Genomic DNA, 23,525 nt, shown 5'->3' with positions numbered 1-23,525 from the left:
GCGGCGTGGATTGAGGACGCGCCGCACCGTCCGCGAATGTAGGCTCGCCGCAGGCCGCTGCCAAGACGAAGGAACGACGAGCAATCCGTCGGCCCACGCTGTTGCGCCACATTTGGGGGGTGTAATCATCACAGATGCGCGGGCTGGCGGGGGCGGACTGACGCGCGGCGCTCGAGGATATCCCGGATGACCACCTTCGACAGTCGTGAACGGGCCATGGAGGCCATGTTCGTCCATGACGAGGAAATGAAGTTCTTCGCCTATGCCCGGCGCAACAGGCTGCTCGGGCTGTGGGCCGCCGAGAAGCTCGGCAAGCAGGGCGTCGAAGCCGAGGCTTACGCAAAGTCGGTGGTGATGGCGGACTTCGAGGAAGAGGGCGACAACGACGTGTTCCGCAAGGTCCGGCGGGATTTCGACGACGCCCAGGTCCAGCTTTCCGACCACCAGATCCGTCGCACGATGGACGAGTTGCTGGCGACCGCCGTCGATCAGATCAAGGCGGAGCGGTGAGACGCCGGAGCGGCGGCGCACGGGGCCGCATTTGAGGACATCGGAGCCGCGCCCTGCCGCCTTCCCGGCGGCGGCGCTCGAGTTCGGCGGCACGCACTTCAACGGCTGGCTTTCTCTCACGTCTCCGCTGGTGGTGGAGGCGGTGGCGCGCGCAGGCTTCGCATCCGTGACGCTCGACGCCCAGCACGGCTTCGCGACGTTCGACAGCATCGTCGAGGGCGTGGCGGCCGCAGCGCTCGCGGACGCCCCGGCGCTGGTGAGGCTGCCGGCCGGCGACTACGCGCTGGGCGCTCGGTCGCTCGATGTCGGGGCCGCCGGCCTGATCGCGCCGATGATCGAGGCCGCGGCCGACGCCCGCGCCTTCGTGGACGCGGTCAAGTTCCCGCCGGTCGGCCGCCGCAGCTGGGGGCCGAGCCGCGCCATGACCCTGCTGGGCCTCGACCGCGACGACTATCTGGCGAGCGCCAACGAGCTGACGCTGGCGCTCGCGATGATCGAGACCGAGCGCGGGCTGGCGAATGTGGACGAGATCGCCCGGACCGAGGGCGTCGACGGGTTGTTGATCGGGCCGAACGACCTCAGCGTCTCGCTGACGCGCGGCGCGACGATCGACGTCGGCCATCCGAAGGTCGTCGAAGCGCTCGGCCAGGTGCTCGCCGCCGGACGCAGCGCGGGAAAGCCGGTCGCGGTGTTCGCGAACTCGCCTGCGATGGCGTCCGACTATGTGCGTCGGGGCTTCCCCATGATCGCGCTCGGCCCCGACCTCGCCTTCCTCTCCGCCGGCGCCGAGCGGGCGCTTTCGGACGTGTTCGACGCGCCGGCGATCGGCGTCTCGGCTGGCGGATGAGCTTTTGCGGCCTCGGATCGCGATGTCGCGGAGCGGCACCCGCCGGCGTCGGACTTGAACATAACGCCGGGATCATGCGTTTGCAGACCGGATCGCGCGCTTCGGCGCCAGCGCGCGCAAGACGTTTCGGCCGGGGCGGACGGAGCTCTGCGAACGGCGCATTCGGAAATGAGGAGTTCGACGCCAATGACCCCACTTCTAAGGACTTTGCTCGCTGGCGGCGCCTTGCTCGTCACGGCCGGGGCGGCGCACGCCGACACCGCGATCGCGACCACGGCGCTGAACGTCCGCGCCGGCCCCGGCACGAGCTATCCGGTGATCGACACGCTCCCGGAAGGCGAGGCCGTGAACGTGCTCGGCTGCACCGGCTCGTGGTGCGAGATCAGCATGGGCGCGCAGGGCACCGGCTTTGCGAGCGCCAGCTATCTGGATCGCGCCGGCGGCCCGTCCTCCCGGTCGACGGTGGTCATCGACGAGTATGAGCCGGAGGTGATCACCGGCCTGTCGATCGGCGGGTATTGGGACAGCCGCCCCTATTATTACGATGACGGCTTCTACTACTGGGGCGGGCGCTGGTACTCGGAGCGTCCGGGACGCTCCGGCTGGGAGCGCTCCTGGCGGCGGGACCACCACCGCGGCAGACATCACGGTCGCGGCGGCTGGGATCGGCCGGGTCGCGGCGACGGTCCCGGACGGCCGGGACGCGGCCCTGATCGCGGCGGCGACCGCGGCGACCGCGGAGGCTGGAGCGGCGACCGGGGCGACCGCGGCGGAGATCGTGGAAACCGGGGCGGTGATCGTGGCGATCGCGGCGGGCGCGGCGGCGGAGATATCTTCAGCGGCGACCGCGGCGGACGCGGCGGCGGGGACCGGATCGGCGGCGGCGGCGATCGCGGCGACCGGATGGGCCTCGACCGCGCCGGCGGCGGCGGGCGCGGCATGATCGGCGCTGGCGGCGGCGGCCGGGGCGGCGGCGATCATGGCGGCCGTGGCGGCCGCGAGCGCTAGAAGAACCAGACGGGCGGCGCGAGCCGCCCGTCCTGCTTTCGGGCTCAGTCGGCGCCGAACACCCGGGCGAACACGGCGTCCACCGCCTTGAAGTGATAGCCGAGGTCGAACGCCTCCTCGAGCTCGGCCTCGGACAGGAAGCCGCGCACTTCCTGGTCGGCCTTGAGCAGCGTCAGGAAATCGCCTTCGCCCCGCCAGACCGGCATCGCGTTCCGCTGCACGAGCCGGTAGGCGTCCTCGCGCGAGGCGCCCTTCTGGGTGAGCGCCAGCAGCACGCGCTGCGAGTGCACCAACCCGCCGAGCCGGTCGAGATTGGCCTGCATGCGCTCTGGATAGACCAGCAGCTTTTCCACCACCCCGGCCAGACGGTTGAGCGCGAAGTCGAGCGTCACCGTCGCGTCCGGGCCGATCATCCGCTCGACCGAGGAATGCGAGATGTCGCGCTCGTGCCAGAGCGCGACGTTCTCCATCGCGGGCAGCGCATAGGAGCGCACCATCCGCGCGAGGCCCGTGACGTTTTCGGTCAGCACCGGATTGCGCTTGTGCGGCATCGCCGACGAGCCCTTCTGCCCCTCGGAGAAGAACTCCTCCGCCTCCAGCACCTCGGTGCGCTGCAGATGGCGGATCTCGGTCGCGAGCCGCTCGCAGGACGACGCCACCACGCCGAGGGTCGCGAAGAACATCGCGTGACGGTCGCGCGGGATCACCTGGGTCGAGACCGGCTCGACGGCGAGCCCGAGCTTCTCGGCGACATGCGCCTCCACCGCCATGTCGACATTGGCGAAGGTGCCGACAGCGCCGGAGATCGCGCAGGTGGCGATCTCCTTGCGCGCCGCGATCAGCCGCTCGCGGGCGCGCTGGAACTCGACATAGTAGCCGGCGAGCTTGAGCCCGAACGTCGTGGGCTCCGCATGGATGCCGTGGCTGCGGCCGATGGTTGGCGTGCGCTTGTGCTCGAGCGCCCGGGCCTTGAGCGCCGCAAGCAGGCGGTCGACGTCCGCGATCAGCAGATCGGCCGCCCGCTTCAGCTGCACCGCGAGGCAGGTGTCGAGCACGTCGGAGGACGTCATGCCCTGATGGACGAAGCGCGCGTCCGGACCGACGAACTCGGCGAGATGGGTCAGGAAGGCGATCACGTCATGCTTGGTCACGCGCTCGATCTCGTCGATGCGGTCGACGTCGAACGTCGCGGCGCCGCCCTTCTCCCAGATCGTCTTCGCGGCCTCTTTCGGGATCACGCCGAGCTCGGCCAGCGCGTCGGCGGCGTGCGCCTCGATCTCGAACCAGATGCGGAAGCGCGTCTCCGGCGACCAGATCTCGGTCATCTCGGGACGGGAGTAGCGGGGGATCATGGGCGTCGCTCGGCTTGGAGGGGCGCGGGCGTCCTACCGACGCAGCGAGCCTGGCGCAAGGAGCCAGAGCGCAACGCGGGTCCTCTCAGCCCTCCTCCGGGTCCTTCAACGGCTTGAGCAGAGTGCGTCCCCGCCCCTGCGGGCCCGGGCGGCCCTCCGCGAGCGCCGCCACGATGCCGTGCAGCGTCTGGAGGTCCTGGCGGGACGGATCCATGCGGTGGATCATGTTGCGGATGTTGCGGATCATCGAAGCCCGCTTCTCGGGCGAACGGAAGAAGCCGGTCTCGTCGAGCTCGCCTTCGAGATGCGCGAACAGCGCGACGATCTCGGCCTGCGTGCCGGGCGGCGAGCGGGTCGGCATCTCGAACGCCGGCGCGCCCCCGGTCGCGGCCTTGAACCATTCATAGCCGACGAGCAGCACCGCCTGGGCGAGGTTGAGGCTGGCGTAGGCCGGGTTCACCGGAAACGTCACCACCCGGCTCGCGAGGGCGATCTCGTCATTCTCGAGCCCGGTCCGTTCGCGGCCGAACAGCAGCCCGACGCGTCCGCCGCCCGCCGCGTGCTGCGCCATCAGGCGCGCCGCGGCTTCCGGCGCGTCGACGGGCTTCGCCTGTCCCCGCCCCCGCGCCGTGGTGGCGAACAGAAGCGTCAGGTCCGCGATCGCCTCCTCTATGCTGTCGAAGTGGCGCGCCGCCTCCAGGATATGGTGGGCCCCGGCCGAGCGGACCCGCGCGCCCTCGGCCTCGGTCTTGCCCGGCGCGCGGACCACGCGCAGGTCGCTGAGCGCGAAGTTGGCCATCGCGCGGGCGACGGCGCCGACGTTTTCAGCGAGCTGCGGCTCGACCAGAACCACGGCGGGTCCTGCGGGCAGCAGGGCTGCGGCGTCTGCCTTGGTGCGATCGGTGCCCGCCATGTCCTCGGTCCGGAAAAGTGTGGGGCGCGAGATGGCCCAAGCCCGGCAGCCGACGCAAGCCCCTCAGTGGGCCGGCCGCTCCACGGCGGCCGCCGCCAGGGCCGCCAGCGGCAGCGCGGCGCCCACGACGGCCAGGCCGGCCCAGCCGAAATAGGCGAACACCGGGCTCGTCAGCGCGGAGCCGAGCGCGCCGCCGAGGAACAGGATCGCGACATAGAGGCCGTTGATCCGGCCGCGGGCCGCGGCGTCGAGCCCGTAGATCTCGCGTTGCCCGAGGATCATGTTGGCCTGCACGCCCATGTCGAGCACGATCGCGGCCAGCAGCAGGCCGGCGAGGCCCAGCGTCCAGTCGAGGCCCGCCAGGATCATGCCGGCGACGCCGCACGCGATGGCGATCAGCGTGCCGATCCGGGTGTGGCCGGCGTCGGCCATGCGGCCCGCGAAGGGAGCGATCAGGGCGCCGCTCGCGCCGGCCAGCGCGAACAGGCCGATCATGCTGTGGGACCAGCCATATTCGCCGGCGAGCCGCATCGGCGAAGCTGTCCAGAAGAGGCTGAAGGCGGCGAACATCGCCGCCTGATAGAGCGCCCGCCGGCGCAGCGTCGGGTATCGGGCGAGCAGCTCCGCCATGGAGCCGATCAGCTCGCCATAGCTCATCCGGCTTTCCGGCCGGCGCGACGGAATCAGCGCGCGCAGCGCGAGAGCGGTGACGGCCATCAGCACGGCGGACAGGCCGAACATCGCCCGCCACCCGAACGCGTCCGCCACCACGCCGGCGACCGGCCGCGCCAGCAGGATGCCGAACAGCAGACCGCTCATGATCGTGCCGACAACGCGGCCGCGGCTCGCCTCGGGCTCCATCCCGGCGATGAGCGGCAGCAGCATCTGGGCCGCGACGGACGCGATCCCGATCAGCAGCGAGGCCGCCAGGAACACGGCGCCGTTCGGGGCCGCGGCGGCCGCCAGGAGGGCGGCGGCCGCCGCTGACAAGGTCGCGGTCAGCAGCCTGCGGCTCTCGACGAGGTCGACCAGAGGCGCGAGGAGCAGCAGGCCGATCGCGTAGCCGACCTGGGTCAGCGCCACAACGGCGCTCGCAAGCGTCGCCGCCACGCCGAGGTCCCGCGCGATCAGGTCGACGAGCGGCTGTGCGTAATAGAGGTTCGCGACGATGGCTCCGCAGGCGGCCGCCGCCGCAAGCACCACGCCCCGGCCGGCGCCCGCCGCGGAGCGCGGAGCGTCGAGCGCTATCCTGGTCTCGGCCATCTGGTGAAATCCGTCGGTGAGAGAAGCGGGGCGGGCAGCGCCCGAAGTAATCCGCCGCCGGCCCCGCGCCTATATGCTGCGATGCAAGAGTTCGGCTGCAAAACGAGCCGCGTCCGCCTTTGCCGGTTCCGGCCGCGATGCTAAGGACTGTCGCGATCGTCGCGCCGGCGCTCGCGCCGGCCCCGCCCGCCACCGAGGAAGGCCGTCCCGCCCATGCCGAAGATCAAAGTCGCCAATCCCGTCGTCGAGATCGACGGCGACGAGATGACCCGGATCATCTGGCAGGCGATCAAGGACAAGCTGATCCATCCCTACCTGGATCTCGATCTGGAATATTACGACCTCGGGGTCGAGAACCGGGACGCCACCGACGACCGCGTCACCGTCGAGGCGGCGGAGGCCATCAAGCGGGTCGGCGTCGGCGTGAAGTGCGCCACCATCACGCCGGACGAAGCCCGGGTGCAGGAGTTCGGCCTCAAGAAGATGTGGCGGTCGCCGAACGGCACGATCCGCAACATCCTCGGCGGCGTGATCTTCCGGGAGCCGATCATCTGCAAGAACGTGCCGCGGCTGGTGCCGGGCTGGACGCAGCCGATCGTGGTCGGCCGCCACGCCTTCGGCGACCAGTACCGGGCGACCGACTTCCGCTTCCCCGGCAAGGGCAAGCTGACCATCAAGTTCGTCGGCGAGGACGGCCAGACGATCGAGCACGAGGTGTTCGACGCGCCGGGCTCGGGCGTCGCGATGGCGATGTACAACCTCGACGACTCGATCCGAGACTTCGCCCGCGCCTCGCTGAACTACGGCCTGAACCGCGGCTTCCCGGTCTATCTGTCGACCAAGAACACGATCCTGAAGGCCTATGACGGCCGCTTCAAGGACATCTTCCAGGAGATCTACGAGGCCGAGTTCAAGGACCAGTTCGCGGCCAAGAAGATCTGGTACGAGCACCGGCTCATCGACGACATGGTGGCGTCCGCGCTGAAGTGGTCCGGCGGCTATGTCTGGGCCTGCAAGAACTATGACGGCGACGTGCAGTCCGACACGGTGGCGCAGGGTTTCGGCTCGCTCGGCCTCATGACCTCCGTGCTGACCACGCCGGACGGCAAGATCATGGAGGCCGAGGCCGCCCATGGCACCGTCACGCGGCACTACCGCGAGCACCAGAAGAGCAAGGCGACCTCGACCAACTCGATCGCCTCGATTTTCGCCTGGACGCGCGGCCTCGGCCACCGGGCCAAGCTCGACGACAACGCCGAACTGAAGCGGTTCGCCGAGACTCTGGAGAAGGTCTGCGTCGACACCGTCGAAAGCGGCTTCATGACCAAGGACCTCGCGCTGCTGGTCGGCCACGAGCAGGGCTGGCTGACGACGCAGGGGTTCCTCGACAAGGTCGACGAGAACCTGCAGAAGGCGATGGGCTGAGCCAGCCGGCGCGGGGCTCCGGCCCTGCGCCCTCGCCTCCGAGAATTCGGCGGCGCTGAACCAGCATTCATTCCTGTGGCGCGCGCCGCCACGAAATGACCTCAGAGCATTTAGGCCGGGTTCATCGCGGATACGCTTCCATTGCTCGTGCGCCTCAACGAGAGCGCCAGAGTAAGGAGTGCATGCGATGGATCAGACCACCAAGCAGACCGCCCTCTTCTTCGGCTTTCTGGCCGCCGCGATGTCGCAGGTGTCCGCGGGTCAGGCCGCGCCCGCGGAGAGCGCGGATCCGGCGGGCGTTCACCGGAGCCTCGCGGCCGGCGACCAGCTCGGGCCCGGCGCGTCGAGCGCCGCCACGCGCGAGGCCGTGACGCGCCTGAAGCGCTCCGCCGGCGTCAAGCCCGCGGCGCGCGACGCGCAGGATCCCGCCCGCTCCTGAGCCTTTCGCGTCCCGAGCGTTCAGGCCGCCGCGAGCCGCGCCGCCACCGCGTCGAGCGCGTCATTGGCCTTGGCGCCGTCCGGCCCGCCCGCCTGGGCCATGTCGGGCCGGCCGCCGCCGCCCGAGCCGCCAAGCGCCGCGGAAGCCGCGCGAACCAGCTCAACGGCGTTGAACTTCGACGTCAGGTCCGGGGTGACGCCCACGACCACGCCGGCCTTGCCCTCGGAGGTCACGCCGACGATCGCGGCGACGCCCGAGCCGAGCGACTTCTTGGCTTCGTCGACGAGACCCTTGAGGTCCTTCATCTCGATGCCCTCGACCGTGCGGGCGAACAGCTTCACGCCCGCGACCTCGCGCAACGCGTCCGCCGCGCCGCCGCCGGCGCCGCCCATGGCGAGCTTCTTGCGCGCCTCGACCAGCTCGCGCTCGAGCCGCTTGCGCTCCTCCAGCAGGGCTTCGACGCGCGACACCACCTCGGCCTCGGGCGCGCGCAGCAACGCGGCGAGATCCGCAACGCGGGCGTTCTGCGTCTCGAAGTGCTGGCGCGCCGCCTCCCCGGTCAGGGCCTCGACGCGACGGACGCCCGCCGCGACGCCGCTCTCGCCGATGATCGTGATCGGCCCGATCTCGCCGGTCGCGCCCACATGGGTGCCGCCGCAGAGCTCGACCGAAAAGGCCCGCTCGCCGTCCTCGGCCTTGCCCATCGAGACGACCCGCACCTCGTCGCCATATTTTTCGCCGAACAGCGCCCGGGCGCCGGACTTCATCGCCTCCTCGACGCCCATCACGCGGGTCGTCACCGGGTCGTTCTGGAGAACGATCGCATTGGCGAGCGTCTCGATCCGGCCGAGCTCCTCGTCGCCGATCGGCTTGGGATGGCTGAAGTCGAACCGGAGCCGGTCGGGCGCCACCAGCGATCCCTTCTGCGCGATGTGATCGCCCAGCGTCAGCCGCAGCGCCTCGTGCAGCAGATGGGTGGCGGAATGGTTGCCCCGGATCTTGCGGCGGCGCTCATGGTCGACCTCGAAGGTCAGCCCGTCGCCCACCGCGACCGCGCCCTCCCGAACCTCGACCACATGGACGAACAGGTCGCCGAGCTTCTTCTGCGTGTCGGTCACCACGAGCCGGACGCCCTTGGCGGAAAGCTCCCCGACATCGCCGACCTGGCCGCCGGACTCGCCGTAGAACGGCGTCTGGTTCGTCACCAGCAGCCCGCGCTCGCCGGTCTCGAGGCGCTCGACCTCCTGGCCGTCCTTGACCAGCGCGACGACCGCGCCTTCGGCGCGCTCCACGCCATAGCCGAGGAACTCCGTCGGTCCGACGCGCTCGCGCAGGCCGAACCACACCGTCTCCGTCGCGGCCTCGCCCGAGCCGGACCAGGCGGCGCGCGCCTCGGCCTTCTGGCGCTGCATCGCGGCGTTGAAGCCGTCGACGTCCACCGTGACGCCACGCGGCCGGAGCGCGTCCTGCGTGAGGTCAAGCGGGAAGCCATAGGTGTCGTAGAGCTTGAAGGCGGTCTCGCCGGGCAGCCGGTCGCCGCCCGCGAGGCCCTCGGACGCCTCCTCGAGCAGGCCGAGGCCACGCGTGAGCGTCACGCGGAAGCGGGTCTCCTCGAGCTCCAGCGTCTCGGTGATCAGCGCCTCGGCGCGCACGAGCTCCGGATAGGCGGCGCCCATCTCGCGGATCAGGGTCGGAACGAGCCGCCACATCAGCGGATCGCGCGCGCCGAGCAGCTGCGCGTGGCGCATCGCGCGCCGCATGATCCGGCGCAGCACGTAGCCGCGTCCTTCGTTGGAGGGCAGCACGCCCTCGGCGACCAGGAAGCTCGAAGCCCGAAGATGATCGGCGATCACCCGATGGCTCGCCTGCGTCGGGCCTTCCGCGGGCACGCCGGTCGCCTCGACGCTCGCGCGGATCAGCGCGCGGAACAGATCGGTGTAGTAGTTGGACGTCACGCCCTGCAGGATCGCGGAGATGCGCTCGAGGCCCATGCCGGTGTCGATCGAGGGGCGCGGCAGCGGCCGGCGGTCGTTCGGCGCCACCTGATCGTACTGCATGAAGACCAGGTTCCAGAACTCCAGGAACCGGTCGCCGTCCTCGTCCGCGCTGCCGGGAGGCCCGCCGGCCACGCCCTCGCCCTGGTCGAAGAAGATTTCGGAGCACGGCCCGCAGGGGCCGGTGTCGCCGGCGGCCCAGAAATTGTCGGACGAGGCGATGCGGATGATGCGGTCGTCCGAGAGGCCCGCGATCTTCTTCCAGAGCCCATAGGCCTCGTCGTCGTCGATGTAGACGGTGACGAGCAGCCGGTCCTTGGGAAGCTCGAAATGCTTGGTGACGAGGTTCCAGGCGAGCTCGATCGCGCGATCCTTGAAGTAGTCGCCGAACGAGAAATTGCCGAGCATCTCGAAGAAGGTGTGATGCCGGGCCGTGTAGCCGACATTGTCGAGATCGTTGTGCTTGCCGCCCGCGCGCAGGCATTTCTGCGCCGTCGTCGCGGTGCTGTAGGGCCGGCGCTCGACTCCGGTGAACAGGTTCTTGAACTGAACCATGCCGGCGCTGGTGAACATCAGCGTCGGGTCGTTGCGCGGCACCAGCGGCCCGGAGGCGACGTGCTCGTGGCCCTCGCCTACGAAGTAGTCGACGAAGGTCTTCCGGATCTCGTTGACGCCGCTCATGATGCCGAAAATGCTCGCTGGATGTCTTGGAAGGCGGCCCGCCAGAACGGCCGACGCCCCGTCACGCGGGCCCCGAAGGGCCGCGCCACGGGGCGCGGGCGGCACATTAAGCGCCAGCTTCCTCGCATGTCCAGAAAACCCAGCGCCGCAGCGCGAACGCCGCCGGCCGGCTCAGTCGGCGTCGAGCTCCGGATCGTTCGGGTCGACCTGGTCGAAGATCTTGTCGGCGATGATGCCTGACGCCTGCCGCACCTCGGATTCGATCCGGCGGGCGATCTCGACGTTCTCCTTGAGGAAGGACTTGGCGTTCTCCCGGCCCTGGCCGAGCCGCTGGCTGTCGAAGGAGTACCAGGCGCCTGATTTCTCCACGATGCCGGCTTTCACGCCGAGATCGATGAGTTCGCCGGTCTTGGAGACGCCTTCGCCATACATGATGTCGAACTCGACCTGCTTGAACGGCGGCGCCACCTTGTTCTTGACGACCTTCACGCGCGTCTGGTTGCCCACGACCTCGTCGCGCTCCTTGATCGCGCCGATGCGGCGGATGTCGAGCCTGACGGAGGCGTAGAACTTCAGCGCGTTGCCGCCGGTGGTGGTTTCCGGGCTGCCATACATCACGCCGATCTTCATGCGGATCTGGTTGATGAAGATCACCATCGTGTTCGACTTCGAGATCGAACCGGTGAGCTTGCGCAGCGCCTGGCTCATCAGGCGCGCCTGCAGGCCCGGCTGGACCTCGCCCATCTCGCCCTCGAGCTCGGCGCGCGGCGTGAGCGCGGCGACCGAATCGACCACCAGCACGTCGACCGCGCCGGAGCGGACCAGCGTGTCGGCGATCTCAAGCGCCTGCTCGCCGGTGTCGGGCTGGGAGATCAGCAGATCCTGGAGGTTGACCCCGAGCTTGCGGGCGTAGACCGGGTCCAGCGCGTGCTCGGCGTCCACGAAGGCGCAGACGCCGCCCTTCTTCTGGGACTCAGCGACCGTATGCAGCGCGAGCGTGGTCTTGCCGGAGCTCTCAGGGCCGAAGATCTCGATGATGCGGCCGCGCGGCAGGCCTCCGACGCCGAGCGCGATGTCGAGGCCGAGCGAACCGGTCGAGACCGTCTCGATCTCGGCCATCGCCTGCCCGGCGCCGAGCCGCATGATCGAGCCTTTGCCGAAGGCGCGCTCGATTTGCGACAGGGCGGCGTCGAGCGCCTTGGTCTTGTCCATGGAGCTTCCTTCGACGAGGCGGAGTGCGGATTGGGACATCGCGGGACGCTCCTTATGGCATGAGCCGAGGCGGGGCTTCAACGCAAGGAACGTACTCCCTTTGTTCTCACCGCGCAAGCGCGCGCTAACCCACTACTCTACAAGCCTTTTCCCGCCTGCGTTCCGCGTTTGGTCCTGTCAGTCCGAGGCCGCCGCGTCGGAGCCCATGGCCTCCTTCACGGCCTGCACCAGCTGCTTGAGCGAGAACGGCTTGGGCAGGAACGCGAACACCTCGCCTTCAGGGAGATTCTTCTTGAAGGCGTCCTCGGCGTAGCCGGAGACGAAGATGATCTTCAGGTTGGGCTGCGTCTTGCGCAGCTCGCGCAGCAGGCTCGGCCCGTCCATCTCCGGCATCACCACGTCGGACACCACGAGCTCGATGTCGGCGCCGTCCGTCTTCATGCGCTCCAGCGCCTCGACGCCCGACCGCGCCTCGAGCACCGTGTAGCCGCGCGAGGCGAGCGCGCGGGACGCAAAGGCGCGCACGGCGTCCTCGTCCTCGACCAGCAGCACGGTGCCGCGGCCGGTCATGTCCTGCGCGACCGCCGCGACCGCCGCGACGGGCTTCGCCTGCTCGGCCTCGTCCGGCACGTGGCGCGGCAGCAGGATCCGGAAGGTCGCGCCGCGGCCAGGCTCCGAGAGCGCGAACACGAAGCCGTCCGTCTGCTTGACGATGCCATAGACGGTCGAGAGGCCGAGGCCGGTGCCCTTGCCGACCTCCTTGGTCGAGAAGAAGGGCTCGAAGATCTTGTCGATGATCTCCGACGGGATGCCGGGCCCGGTGTCCTCGACGTCGATCATCACGTAGTCGGCCGCCGGAAGCTCGAAATGCCCGAGCCCCGGCGCCTCGGCCGCAGCCACGTTCCGGGTGCGGATCGTCACGGTTCCGCCGTCGGCCATCGCGTCGCGGGCGTTGACCACGAGATTGATGATGACCTGCTCGAACTGGTTGAGGTCCGCCTTCACGAGCCACAGGTCGCGCCCGTGCACGAGCTCGAGCTTGACCTTCTCGCCGACGAGGCGGGAGAGCAGCATCCTGAGCTCCGCCAGCACGTCGCCGAGCGCGATCACCTGGGGCCGCAGGGTCTGGCGGCGGGAGAAGGCCAGCAGCTGCCGCACGAGGCTCGCGGCCCGGTTGGCGTTCTGCTTGATCTGCATGATGTCCTGGAAGGACGGATCGGTCGGCCGGTGGTTCGCCAGCAGCAGGTCCGAGTAGCCGATGATCGCGGTCAGCACGTTGTTGAAGTCGTGCGCGACCCCGCCGGCGAGCTGGCCGACGGCCGTCATCTTCTGGCTCTGCGCGAACTTCGCCTCGAGCGCCCGCTGGTCGGTGGTGTCGAGGGCGTAGACCACGGCGGCCTCGTGATCCTCGTCCTCGCCGTCGTCCGCGCGCGTCACGAACAGCCGGGCGGAGCGGCCCCCCTCGCCCGCGAGCGCGGCGTCGACCGGCGGCACGTCGCCCGCGCCGTCGGCGGCGGCCGCGATCGCGGCCTCCAGCCCCGCGCGGTCGCGGTCGCCTGCGAGCGCGGCGTAGATCGAGCGCTGCTCCTCGCTCCGGAGGCGGTCTCCGAACAGCTTGGCGAACGGGGCGTTGGCCCTCAGCACGCGGCCGCGGGCGTCGACGGTCGCGATGGCGAGCGGCGTGTTGTTGAAGAAGCGCGCGAACCGCACCTCGGCGGCGCGCAGCGGCTCGGAGACGTCGGCGCCGGGGCCCCGATCAAGCACAAGGGTGCGCGAGGCGCTCGGCGTCCCCTCCTGGCTCCAGGCCACGGCGTGCAGCAGCCGCGCGGGCAGCGAGCGCCCGCTGCGGGTCCGGAGATCGACGTCGATGATTTCGGTCGCGACCGAGCCGGGCTTCGGCGAGGCCGCCTCGATCAGCGCCGCGCCATCGCCGGAAAGAATGTCGCCGAGCCTGAGCGCGCCGGAGGCGACGCGGGTCAGGTCCTGGTCGAGCCAGCCGGCGAGCGTCGCGTTCATGTAGACGATCGAGCCGTCGCCCTCCGCGGCGAAGAAGCCGGCAGGGGCATGGTCCAGGAAGTCGACCGCGTGCTGCAGCTCCTGGAAGACGTTCTCGTGGCGCTCGCGCTCGCGCGTCACGTCCGCGAGCGTCCAGACGGTCTCGACGGCGCCGCCCCGCCGCGTCACCGGCCGCACGCCGATCCGTAGCCAGGCGCCGAGGCCGTCGGGCAGCGTGGCCCGGGCCTCCTCCGCCGCCCGCCTGCCTTCGCGGGCGGCCTGCGAAAGTCGGTAGATCGCCTCGGCCACGTCGGCGTTGCCGGCGAACACGCGCTCGACAGGCCGCGCCTCGGCGGGCGCGGCGGCGCGGGTCAGTTGAAGATAGGCGTCGTTCGCGAACACGATCCGCCCGCCCGCGTCGGTGACGAGGACGCCCTCTTCGGCGGTCGCCACGATCGCGCGCGCGAGATCGTCGCCGGCGCTGCGCGCGCCGAACCGGACAAGGCCGAGCGCGCCCGCGAACAGCGCGAACACGCCGATCACGGACAGCACCGCGAGCAGCGCCAGGATCCAGGGCTGCGCGGCGTCGCCCTTCAGGAAGGAGATCGCAAGCCCGGCGCCCACCAGGGCCGCGGCCACGAGCAGCACGAGTCCGACGGAGCCCGACCGGCTGCGATCGATCGGAGGCTCGGCGGCCATGCGGTCTTCCTCGGCGATGCTGCTCATCGGGCCTCGTGGATCGGCGCGCCGCGATTCGTCCCGCGCCGGCCGAACCGCGCGACCATGAGGCGGCCCGGCGCAGGATTCAACAAGCAGGCGCTGAACCGCGCGGGGCGGCGCCCGGCGCTCACCGCGCGCCCTTCCGGCGCATGACGAAGCCGATGACTTCGGCGACCGCCTTGTAGTGTTCGGCAGGGATCTCCTTGTCGACCTCGATCGCCGCGTGCAGCGAGCGGGCGAGCGGCGGGTTCTCGATCACCGCCACGCCGGCGTCCTCCGCGACCTTCCTGATCCTGAGCGCGACGGCGTCCACGCCCTTGGCGACGCAGAGCGGCGCGTTCATGCCCGGCTCGTATTTCAGCGCGACGGCGTAATGGGTCGGGTTGGCGATCACCACGGTCGCCTTCGGCACCGCCGCCATCATGCGCTTCTTGGAGCGCTGGGCGCGGATCGAGCGGATGCGCGCCTTGATGTGCGGGTCGCCCTCCTGCTGCTTGTGCTCGTCGCGCACCTCCTGAAGCGTCATCTTCAGGCGCTCGCGCCAGCGCCGCCGCTGCCAGAGATAATCGGCGAGCGCGATGACGGCGAAGACCGCGACCGACGCCACCAGGACCTTCAGCGAGAGCGCTTTCAGCAGCGGCAGCAGGCCGGCCACGTCGCCCTGCGCCAGCGAGGCGACGCGCGCCCGCTCCGGCCAGATGACGGAGGAGATCACCGCCCCGACGATCCCGATCTTGAGCAGGCCCTTCAGGAAGTTCGCGAGGCTCTCGGCCGAGAACAGACGCTTGAAACCGGAGGCCGGCGAGATCTTCGAGAATTTCGGGGCGAGCGGCTCGGTGGTGACCTGGAAAGGGTGCTGGACGAGATTGCCCGCGATGGCGGCGAGCGCCAGCAGCACCATCGGCAGCCCGACAGCGGCCGCGATCGCGAAGCCGAGGCCGCCGGCCATGGCGCGGAGCGACGCGCCGTCCATCGCGAACCGCTGCGGCTCCGCGAGGAACCGGGTCAGCATCTCGCCGAGCGACGACGTCGCGCCGTCGCCGAAGATCGACAGGGCGAGCGTCGTGGCCGCGAGGCCGAACCAGACGTTGAGCTCCTGGCTCTTGGCGACGTCGCCGCGCTTGAGCGCGTCCTCGATCTTCTTGCGGGTCGGTTCTTCTGTCTTTTCGCCGCCCTCGTCGCTCTCCGCCATCGCGGGTCAGCCTCCGGTCAGCATGCGGAGCGTCGCCGCGACGTCTCCGATGAAGACGTCCATCAGCACGCCGATGACGAGCGCCAGCAGCGCGAAGCCGGCGATCAGCGACAGCGGCGCGGCGATGAAGAACACCTGAAGCTGCGGCATCAGGCGCGACAGCACGCCGAGACCCAGATTGAAGATCAGGCCGAACACGAGGAACGGCGCGGAGAGCTGCACGCCGATCCGGAAGGCGGCCTCGACCGCGCCCACGGCGAGGCGCGCGGCGTCGCCCGTTCCCGGGAAGGCGCCCGGCCTGAAGGCGTCGTAGCTCGCCGCGATCGCCCCGATCGCGAGGTGATGCAGGTTGGTCGCGAAGATCAGCGTCACGCCGACGAGGGTCAGAAAGGTGCCGACGATCGCGCTCTGCTGGCCCTGCGTGGGGTCGACCGTCATGACGAAGCCGAGGCCGAGCTGGTTCGCGATGACGTTGCCGGCGACCGAGAGCGACGACATCACGAGCCGGCCGACCATGCCCAGCGCCAGCCCGATCGCGATCTCCGAAAGCGCCAATCCGACAAGCGCCGCCGCGTCGCCGGCGTCGACCGCGTAGAGCGGTCGCGCGAAAGGCCAGAACACGAGCGCGAGCATGACCGCGACGGTGAGCCGGAAGCGCGGCGAGACGTTCTCCTCGCCGAGCGCCGGGAGAAGCATCACCAGCGCCCCCACCCGCGCCAGGATGAGCACGAAGGCCGCCACCTCATTGGGCAGGAAATCGAACGTCATCGGTCGCCCGCGCGGCTCACCCGCCGGAGACGATCCTGCCCGCGATTCGCGCCATATGTCCCGCGAGAGCGTCGCCCATGAAGGGCAGCCCGATCAGCAGGGCCGCGAACAGCGCCAGGATCTTCGGCACGAAAACCAGCGTCATCTCCTGGATCTGCGTCAGCGCCTGAACCAGCGACACCACGACGCCGACCAGCAGCGTCACCGCCATCAGCGGGCCGCCCACCTTGAGGATCGTCCACAGCCCGTCGCGGGCGACGTCGAGCACTTCGGCTCCGTTCATGATCCTGACCGCGCTTTCCGGGGATCGCCCGCCGACTCGGCGTCAGATCGGCATCCGCATGATCTCTTCATAGGCGGCGATCACCTTGTCGCGCACGCTCACCAGCGTGTTGAGCGCCAGTTCGCTCTCCGCCACCGCGGTCACGACGTCGACCACATCGGCCTTCCCCGCGACCGCCTGCATCGCCTTCGCCTCGGCGTTACGGCCCTGCTCGGCCATGCCGGACAAGGATTGCTCCAGCAGCTCGCCGAACCCGCCGCCCTTCGGCTGCGCCACGGGCGCGGCGCCGCCGGCCGCCTGGCCGACGAGGCTCGCAATGTTGGCGTAGGCGCCGGCGACGGAGGCGGGGCTGGTCATCTGGGGTCTCCCGATCAGGCGCGCAGGATGTCGAGCGTGCGGACGATCATCTTCCGCGCCGCGCCCACCATGTTCAGATTGGCCTGGTAGCTCCGCTGCGCCTCGCGCATGTCCATCTGTTCGATCAGCGGGTCCACGTTCGGCAACCGCACGTCGCCATTGGCGTCCGCCAGCGGATTGCCCGGCTCACGCCTGACGCGGAAGTCGCTGCGGTCGCGCTCCACCCGGCCGAGCCGGACGACCTGCGCGGACAGTTCGTCGTCGAAGGCCGATTTGAGGGTCGGCACCTTGCGGCGATAGGGATCCTCGCCCGGGGCCTTCGCGGCCGAATCGGCGTTGGCGAGGTTCTCGGCGATGATTCGCATCCGGCCGGCCTGCGCCTTGAGACCGGCAGCGGCGACGCCGATGGCGCGCGTCAGGTCCATGGCGCGCCTCAGGCCCTGCCGAGCGCGGCGCGCAGCACGCCGAGGCTCTTCTGGTAAAGCATCGCGGCCATCTGGTGATCCATCTGGTTCTGCGCAGCCTTGGTCATCTGCTCCTCCAGCACCACCGTGTTGCCGTCCGGCGTACGTTCGAAGCCGTCGCCGATCTTCGTCGCGCCTCCCGGCGCCGAGGCCAGCGAGAGATGACGGGCGTTGGTCTGCAGCGGGCCGACCGAAGAAGCAGACGGCTCGGCGGGCTTCAGGTCGTGCGCCTGGAAGCCGGGCGTCGCGGCGTTGGCGACGTTTTCGGCCAGCACCCTCTGGCGCGCTTCCTGCCATCGCATCTTGGTCTTGAGGGCCGACAGCAGCGGCAACTCGACAAGACCAGCCATACGGCTTCTCCCGAGGCGCAAGGAACGCCGCGCCAGAGCGGCGGCGCCGGCCCGATTCGATTTTCGCGGATTGCGCGTCCGCCCGGCAAAATCTGCCGCCCCCATGGTTAACGGGCGGTTAAGAACGTTAAGTTTCCGTTCACCTTGCGGGTGACTTTGGCTATGACGAACAGCCGGGTCGCGCTCGTGTGAACGAACGTGCTCGACGGCCGCGCCGTTGCGGAGGTCCGGGCAGCCGGGATCCGCGAAGTTTTCGAGATTGAGGTGAGACCGCGTGTTCGACCAGTTCCTCGGCGACGTCCCGACCCCTCTCAAGTTCATCCTGGCCTTCGCGGTCGTCATTCTGCTCGTCGTGCTCGCCGCCTGGCTGATGCGACGGTTCAGCGGTCAGGGGCTGTCCGGCGGCATGGGCTCGTCCGGCCGCTCGCGCCAGCCACGGCTCGGCGTGCTGGACGTGCTGGCGATCGACGGACGCCGCCGGCTGGTGATCGTGCGTCGCGACAATGTCGAGCATCTGGTGATGATCGGCGGACCGAACGATCTGGTCGTCGAGAGCGGCATCCTGCGCGTTCCGGCCGGACTTCCCGTGCAGCGCGAGCAGCCGGCGTCGCCCGAGCCGGCGGTGCGCGCGGCGCCGCCGCAGCCGATGCCGGCGCCCCCGGCGCCCCCGGCGGCGGTTCGCCCGGCTCCGGCCCCGGCCGTCGCCGCGCCGCAGCCGCGCGCGCCGGAACCGCAGCGGCCGGCGCCGAGGACGGTCGAGAGTCCGCCGGTCGTCCCGACGCGGGATGCGCCGCAGCCGGCCCGTCCGCAGCCCGCTCCGCAGGGCGCAGCTTCTCCGCAGCCCGCCGCTCCGCAGCCGGCTGCGCCGACCCCGCCCGCTCCGGCGGCGGCCCGCGGCCCCGCCCCGACTCCGCCTGCTCCGCCGGTCGCGGCGCCGGCGGCTCCGGTCGCCGCTCCCGCCTCCGAGCGGCCGGCGCCCGCGGCCGCCACTGCGGCGAAGCCGATCATCGCCGGCCCGACGGCGCGCCCGGCCACCGCGGAGACGCGCACGAGCGAGCTCGCCGAGCGGCTTGCGGCGGCGCTGAAACGTCCGGTCGCCCCGGCGGTTCGCCCGGTCGAAACGCGCCCCCGGCCCGAGGCTGACGCAGCGCAGGCCGCCCCGGCGGCGCCGGCGGCTCAGGCGAAGCCGTCCGCGCCCACTGCTCCCGCGGCCCCCTCTGCGCCTGCCAAGGAGCCCGCCAAGGAGGCTGCGCCGAAGCAGCCCGCCGCCCCGGAGGCTGCGGGTGCGGCCGCGCCCGTCAAGCCGGCCCCCGCGGCCGCCAAGGAGACGCCGCGCGAGATGCCGCCGATGGCGCCCCAGAGCGAGAAGCCGGCTCCGGCTGCGCCCGACGTTCGTCCGGAGCCGCGCCCCTCGCCCGCCGAAGCCCCCGCCGGATCCCCGCTCGACGACGACCCGCTTGCGGCGCTCGAGGCCGAGATGGCCAATCTGCTCGGGCGGGATGTCGGCAAGCCGAAGGGTTGATGTCCGGGTCCCTCCCGACATGCCCGCCGCCTGGCGCGGACGCTCGCTTCGCTATGGACTGATCGCGGCGGCTCTGTCGGCGGCGACGCCGGCTGCCGCGCAGAGCCTCACGCTCGATCTTGGCCAGGGCGGAGTGAGCGAGCGCGCGCTGCAGATCGTCGCGCTGATCACGGTGCTGAGTCTCGCGCCGTCGATCCTGGTGATGGTGACCTGCTTCACCCGCATCGTGGTGGTGCTCTCGCTGCTCCGCACCGCGGTCGGAACCCAGACCGCGCCCCCGAACTCGGTGATCACGGCGCTCGCGCTGTTCCTCACCGCGTTCGTGATGGCCCCGACCTTCCAGGCCGCCTACGATCAGGCGATCGCGCCGCGGCTCGCCGGCCAGATCGATGACGCCACCGCCTTCCAGCGCGGCGTCGCCCCGTTCCGCACCTTCATGCTGGCGCATGTCCGCGAGAAGGATCTCGCGCTGTTTCAGGACCTGTCGCGCGAGCCGGCGCCCGAGACGCCCGATCAGGTCTCGCTGCGGGTGTTGGTTCCGGCCTTCATGATCTCCGAGCTCAGGCGCGCCTTCGAGATCGGCTTCCTGCTGTTCGTGCCGTTTCTCGTGATCGACCTCGTGGTGGCCTCGGTGCTGATGTCGATGGGCATGATGATGCTGCCGCCGGCGATCGTGTCGCTGCCGTTCAAGCTGATCTTCTTCGTCCTGGTCGACGGCTGGAATCTCGTCGCAGGCAGTCTGGTGCAAAGCTACGGCGGCTGAAGCCCGCCCGGGCTAGGCCCGCGACGGCGTCGCCGCGCTGGCCGAGACCCCGGTCGGCGCGGCGTTGGCGGGATCCTGGGCGGCCCTGCTTCGATACTCCTTGAGGAACGCCTCGAAGGCGGCGCTGGAGGCGATCGAGCGCGCGATCTCCCGGAAGGCTCCGCCCTGCGCCTCGACCGGGGCGGTGACGACCTCGAACGCGGCCGCGTCGGAGCTGTCGGCCATCTTGGCCCCGAACTTCTGCCGGATGCGGTCCACCCCGAGCCCGTCGCCGGCCAGCGAAAGCGCGACCGCGGCCCGCAGCACCTGCGCCCGCTGTTCCGACGCGAGCGGAGCGGCGGCGCGCCAGGCCCCGCCCAGCATCGTCTCGGCGGCCTCGCCCGCCTCCGCCCAGCGCCGCGCGGACCACAGGACGTCAGCCTTGAGGCGGGCGCCTTCCGGCCCCTTGAGCCCGTCCGCCATTTCGAGCGCCAGGTCCGTCCTGCCGGTCGCCGCCAGAGCGCGGGCCTCCAGGATCAGGCGACCCTGGACCAGCGTTGCGGGCAGATCGGCCTGCCGCGTCTTGCGCAGCACCTCGACGGCCTCGGCGGGCTTGCCGTTCATGAGGTGGACCAGCGCGGCGCGCGCGGCGACCTGGGCCCTGGCGGCGCCGGTCAGACGATGCTCGACCTGATAGTTGAGCAGTTCCGCGGCCTGGTCGAGCAGATCGACCTCGACCAGCTTGTCGGCCAGCCGGCGGACGAGTTCGTCGCCGCGCTTGCCGCCGGGGCTCAGCTCCTTGAAATCGTAGAACAGGGCGAGCGCGTCGAGCTTCGACATGCGGTCCACGCCGCCGCCGAGGAAGAGCTCGATGAAGCGCTCCTGCATCCGGTCCTGCAGGGTCCGCGAACTCTCGGCGTTCGGGAACGCCTCGACCGCGACGCGCAGCGCCGAGAAGGCGTCGCGCCAGCGCTCCTGCTTGCCGTAGAGGTCGATCAGCCTTGCGAGCGCCTCCGCCTCGATCCAGTCGCCGCGCCAGCCCGCCACCAGCCGCTCCAGCCGCACGATGGCGTCGCCCGCGCTGATCTCATTGCGGCGCAGCCGAAGCTCGACCGCGCGCAGATCGGCCTCGGCGGCCGCCGCGGGGCTGCCGCCCCGGATCACGCCCTTGTAGACGGAGAGCGCCCGCTCCGTTTGCCCCATCGCTTCGGCGAGCCGCGCGCGGAGCAGCTCGCGAGCGCCCGGGTCGCGCGTCGACGGCAGGCTTGCAAGACGCTCGAACTCGGCAGCCGCTGCAGGCGCGTCGCCCGCGTCGAGCGCCAGCGCCGCGGCGCTCTCCAGGAAGCGGCCCCTCAAGACCGCCGGAAGCGCCGGCAGCGCAGGGGCGCCGCGCCGGAGCGCCTCGCGCGCGGGGCCGCTGCGCCCCGCCTCCGCTTCCGCTTCGGCACGCCAGAGGGCGGCCTCTGGGTTAGCCGCGAGCTGCGGCCGCCGCAGGATGGCGAGCGCGGTCTCGGGACGGCCGAGATCCACCTCGGCGGCGGCGCGCAGGATCGGCACGCGGGGGTCGCGTTCGGCGGCCGCGTCGTCCGCCAGAACGGCGCCGAGCACCGCCTTCGAATCCGCCGCGCGGCCATTCAGCTGGTAGAAGGTCGCGAGCGCGAGCCGCGCCTCGGTGCGGCTGTCGGGCGCCGCCATCGCGGCGGCGCGCATCAGTTCGTTCTCGCGCCGGCCGAACGGGCGGGCGCTCTCCTCGGCCCACGCGGCGGCGCTGAGGATGGTCGCTCCCGCCGCAGGCGCGGCTGTCCCGGCCATGGCGGGCACGTCACTCGACAGAGCGAGGCCCTCGTCGCGCCAGATCCGCAGCCTGTCGAGATCGCCCGTCACCCGCAGATCGTCCGCGGTCAGGCCGATCGCAACGCCCTGCGCGGTGGCCAGCGCGGAGAACTCCACGAACTGGCGGGGCCGGTCGACGTTCCGCGCCGGGCCGGCGAGCGTCGCGATGGCGAGCATGTCGCCGACATCCGGATCACGCAGCGTATGGATCGCGCCGAGGCCCGGAGCCTCCGCCTCCACCGCGGCCCGGCCGTCGCGGCTGAAGGCGGGCTTCAGCTCGATGGAGCCGCTCGCGCTCAGAAGGTCTTCGCCGAGCGAGATCACCCAGTCGCAGCCGGTGCTGGCGGCCGTGATCAGCCCGGCGCGAGCGAGCTTGAAGCGGACGACCCGTCCGCCTTCGACCGGCGTCTGCTCGGCGGCGGCGATCACGCCGCCGGCGTCGCGAAGCAGCCCGCTCAGGTCGAGCGTCTTGGGATCGTCGAACACCGCCCACAACGAGACGCCCCGGCGGAAGACGGCGGCCGGCGTGGCGCGCGCGAAGGGGAAGGTCAGCCGCAGCGTCTCCCCCACGCGCGTCGCAAAAGGCTGCTGCGGAGAGGCCGCCGGGGCCGGCGCGCTGACGGCGGCGGCCGAAGCGCGATCCGCCGCTGCGGCCGGCCTGGCGAGCTCAGGCGCCGGCGGCTCGCCCTGAACGACGCCGGGCGCGTCCGCGGATCGCGGCTCCTCCACGGGCGCGGCGGAGCTTGTCCGAGCGGTCTCGGCTGCGTGCTTCAGGGCCGGAGCGAGCGGCGGGAGGTCGGCGGCCGCGTCCGTCGCGGCCGCGTCGGATCGGTCGATGTCGAGAACGAAGCCGCCATCGTCGCGGAAGCCGCGAAGGTCGCGGCCTTCGGGCGCCGCCGCATAGATGGTGAGCGACCCGCGAGCGCGCGACACGTCGATCGCAAGCTCCGGCGGAAGCTTCGCGCGCGCGGCCTCGAGGTCGAACGGCATCTCGGCCGAGATCGTCACCGCCACGCGGTCGCCGACACGCTTGAACGCGACCGGCACGCTTTCGGGCGCCGAGAAGATCAGCCGGCGGAACGTCGGATGGGTCGCGCCCGACACGGTCAGCGGCGCGAGCGGCCGAAGCCGGCGGCGCTCCTCCTCGGCCTTGATCGCGCGCCCTTCGCGGGCCTCCTTGCCGAGAGCCGCGATGACGTCGTTCGGCAGAGGCGGCGGCATGCCCGCCCAGTTCGACGGCAGCAGGTCGACGAACAGCGTGTCGCCGGCTTCCTTGGCGTCGATCCTGGCCGTTCCGCTGAGCGCCATCCTGACGGCCGCGCCGTCCGGATCACGGCGCACCACGCTCACGATCCGGCCGAGCGCCCGCGATATGGGCGCGGGATCGAGGTCGACGGGCTCGTCGAAGCTGACCACCAGGACGTTGCTGACGAGACGCGTCTGGTAGCCCGGCAGCCGGTCGAAGGCGAACGCGATGCGCGCATAACCTTCCGGCGCCATCACGGCGGAGACGGTGGCGTTGGCCCCCAGAGCGGGAGAACAGGCGACGCCGGAGAGCCCAAGCGCGATCCACGCGACGAGCGCTCTCACCCTGCCATTCGCCATGCCTTGGCTCCCGAACCCCGACGCGTCCTGCGTCGATCCCGCGGAGTCTT

20 protein-coding genes are annotated in these 23,525 nt (G+C 71.1%); 7 read left to right on the top strand and 13 right to left on the bottom strand.

Features of this window, described 5'->3' with window-relative positions; translation table 11 throughout:
* The first annotated feature begins 186 nt into the window (after positions 1-186).
* The 3 genes from GGR24_RS11080 (at position 187) to GGR24_RS11070 (ending at position 2,365) form a co-directional block, all read left to right on the top strand.
* Positions 187-510, top strand: coding sequence for a DUF1476 domain-containing protein (locus GGR24_RS11080; RefSeq protein WP_183395422.1), 324 nt, complete (start codon positions 187-189; stop codon positions 508-510).
* A gap of 31 nt (positions 511-541) precedes the next feature.
* Positions 542-1,357 carry an HpcH/HpaI aldolase family protein gene (locus GGR24_RS11075; RefSeq protein WP_183395421.1) on the top strand — a complete coding sequence of 272 codons (816 nt, stop codon included), beginning with the start codon at positions 542-544 and terminating at the stop codon, positions 1,355-1,357.
* Between the two features lie 186 nt (positions 1,358-1,543).
* Positions 1,544-2,365 (top strand): SH3 domain-containing protein, encoded by an 822-nt coding sequence (locus GGR24_RS11070; protein ID WP_183395420.1) that lies wholly within the window; start codon positions 1,544-1,546, stop codon positions 2,363-2,365.
* A gap of 44 nt (positions 2,366-2,409) precedes the next feature.
* On the opposite strand, the gene purB is transcribed toward GGR24_RS11070, so the two are convergent.
* The 3 genes from purB to GGR24_RS11055 form a co-directional block, all read right to left on the bottom strand.
* Positions 2,410-3,717, bottom strand: a complete 1,308-nt coding sequence (purB, locus tag GGR24_RS11065; protein WP_183395419.1) for an adenylosuccinate lyase — start codon at positions 3,715-3,717, stop codon at positions 2,410-2,412.
* Between the two features lie 85 nt (positions 3,718-3,802).
* A complete protein-coding gene (locus GGR24_RS11060) occupies positions 3,803-4,630 on the bottom strand; it encodes an RNA methyltransferase (RefSeq protein WP_183395418.1) in 828 nt (275 codons plus the stop codon).
* A 63-nt stretch (positions 4,631-4,693) separates the two neighbouring features.
* The gene (locus GGR24_RS11055) at positions 4,694-5,893 is read right to left on the bottom strand and encodes an MFS transporter (protein ID WP_183395417.1); all 1,200 of its coding nucleotides are present in this window, start codon (positions 5,891-5,893) and stop codon (positions 4,694-4,696) included.
* A gap of 213 nt (positions 5,894-6,106) precedes the next feature.
* On the opposite strand from GGR24_RS11055, the gene GGR24_RS11050 reads away from it, so the two are divergent.
* Both GGR24_RS11050 and GGR24_RS11045 read left to right on the top strand, forming a co-directional pair.
* Positions 6,107-7,318: an NADP-dependent isocitrate dehydrogenase gene (locus GGR24_RS11050; protein ID WP_183395416.1), complete on the top strand. Its 1,212-nt coding sequence runs from the start codon at positions 6,107-6,109 to the stop codon at positions 7,316-7,318.
* Between the two features lie 187 nt (positions 7,319-7,505).
* Positions 7,506-7,757: a hypothetical protein gene (locus GGR24_RS11045; protein ID WP_183395415.1), complete on the top strand. Its 252-nt coding sequence runs from the start codon at positions 7,506-7,508 to the stop codon at positions 7,755-7,757.
* A gap of 20 nt (positions 7,758-7,777) precedes the next feature.
* On the opposite strand, the gene alaS is transcribed toward GGR24_RS11045, so the two are convergent.
* The 9 genes from alaS to GGR24_RS11000 all read right to left on the bottom strand — a co-directional run bounded on the left by alaS (position 7,778) and on the right by GGR24_RS11000 (position 17,773).
* Positions 7,778-10,432: an alanine--tRNA ligase gene (gene alaS / locus GGR24_RS11040; protein ID WP_183395414.1), complete on the bottom strand. Its 2,655-nt coding sequence runs from the start codon at positions 10,430-10,432 to the stop codon at positions 7,778-7,780.
* Positions 10,433-10,603: 171 nt separating this feature from the next.
* Positions 10,604-11,683 carry a recombinase RecA gene (gene recA / locus GGR24_RS11035; RefSeq protein ID WP_183395413.1) on the bottom strand — a complete coding sequence of 360 codons (1,080 nt, stop codon included), beginning with the start codon at positions 11,681-11,683 and terminating at the stop codon, positions 10,604-10,606.
* 138 nt (positions 11,684-11,821) lie between these two features.
* Positions 11,822-14,365, bottom strand: a complete 2,544-nt coding sequence (gene cckA / locus GGR24_RS11030; RefSeq protein ID WP_183395412.1) for a cell cycle histidine kinase CckA — start codon at positions 14,363-14,365, stop codon at positions 11,822-11,824.
* A 121-nt stretch (positions 14,366-14,486) separates the two neighbouring features.
* Positions 14,487-15,551 carry a flagellar biosynthesis protein FlhB gene (gene flhB, locus GGR24_RS11025; RefSeq protein ID WP_183395411.1) on the bottom strand — a complete coding sequence of 355 codons (1,065 nt, stop codon included), beginning with the start codon at positions 15,549-15,551 and terminating at the stop codon, positions 14,487-14,489.
* A 6-nt stretch (positions 15,552-15,557) separates the two neighbouring features.
* Positions 15,558-16,319 (bottom strand): flagellar biosynthetic protein FliR, encoded by a 762-nt coding sequence (gene fliR, locus GGR24_RS11020; RefSeq protein WP_183395410.1) that lies wholly within the window; start codon positions 16,317-16,319, stop codon positions 15,558-15,560.
* A gap of 16 nt (positions 16,320-16,335) precedes the next feature.
* Positions 16,336-16,602 (bottom strand): flagellar biosynthesis protein FliQ, encoded by a 267-nt coding sequence (gene fliQ, locus GGR24_RS11015; protein WP_183395409.1) that lies wholly within the window; start codon positions 16,600-16,602, stop codon positions 16,336-16,338.
* A 42-nt stretch (positions 16,603-16,644) separates the two neighbouring features.
* A complete protein-coding gene (fliE, locus tag GGR24_RS11010) occupies positions 16,645-16,959 on the bottom strand; it encodes a flagellar hook-basal body complex protein FliE (RefSeq protein ID WP_183395408.1) in 315 nt (104 codons plus the stop codon).
* A gap of 14 nt (positions 16,960-16,973) precedes the next feature.
* Positions 16,974-17,384, bottom strand: coding sequence for a flagellar basal body rod protein FlgC (gene flgC / locus GGR24_RS11005; protein ID WP_183395407.1), 411 nt, complete (start codon positions 17,382-17,384; stop codon positions 16,974-16,976).
* Positions 17,385-17,392: 8 nt separating this feature from the next.
* Positions 17,393-17,773 carry a flagellar basal body protein gene (locus tag GGR24_RS11000; protein ID WP_183395406.1) on the bottom strand — a complete coding sequence of 127 codons (381 nt, stop codon included), beginning with the start codon at positions 17,771-17,773 and terminating at the stop codon, positions 17,393-17,395.
* A gap of 274 nt (positions 17,774-18,047) precedes the next feature.
* Between GGR24_RS11000 and GGR24_RS10995 the strand changes: the two genes are divergently transcribed.
* Both GGR24_RS10995 and fliP read left to right on the top strand, forming a co-directional pair.
* Positions 18,048-19,295: a flagellar biosynthetic protein FliO gene (locus GGR24_RS10995; protein ID WP_183395405.1), complete on the top strand. Its 1,248-nt coding sequence runs from the start codon at positions 18,048-18,050 to the stop codon at positions 19,293-19,295.
* A gap of 19 nt (positions 19,296-19,314) precedes the next feature.
* A complete protein-coding gene (fliP, locus tag GGR24_RS10990; RefSeq protein WP_183395404.1) occupies positions 19,315-20,058 on the top strand; it encodes a flagellar type III secretion system pore protein FliP in 744 nt (247 codons plus the stop codon).
* Positions 20,059-20,070: 12 nt separating this feature from the next.
* Here fliP and GGR24_RS10985 read toward each other — a convergent pair whose 3' ends face one another.
* A complete protein-coding gene (locus GGR24_RS10985) occupies positions 20,071-23,475 on the bottom strand; it encodes a tetratricopeptide repeat protein (protein ID WP_183395403.1) in 3,405 nt (1,134 codons plus the stop codon).
* Positions 23,476-23,525 lie beyond the last annotated feature (50 nt).

It is taken from the genome of Hansschlegelia beijingensis (assembly GCF_014196425.1).
In the GTDB taxonomy this organism is placed as follows: domain Bacteria; phylum Pseudomonadota; class Alphaproteobacteria; order Rhizobiales; family Methylopilaceae; genus Methylopila; species Methylopila beijingensis.
This window is presented reverse-complemented; position numbering and strand designations above follow the sequence as displayed.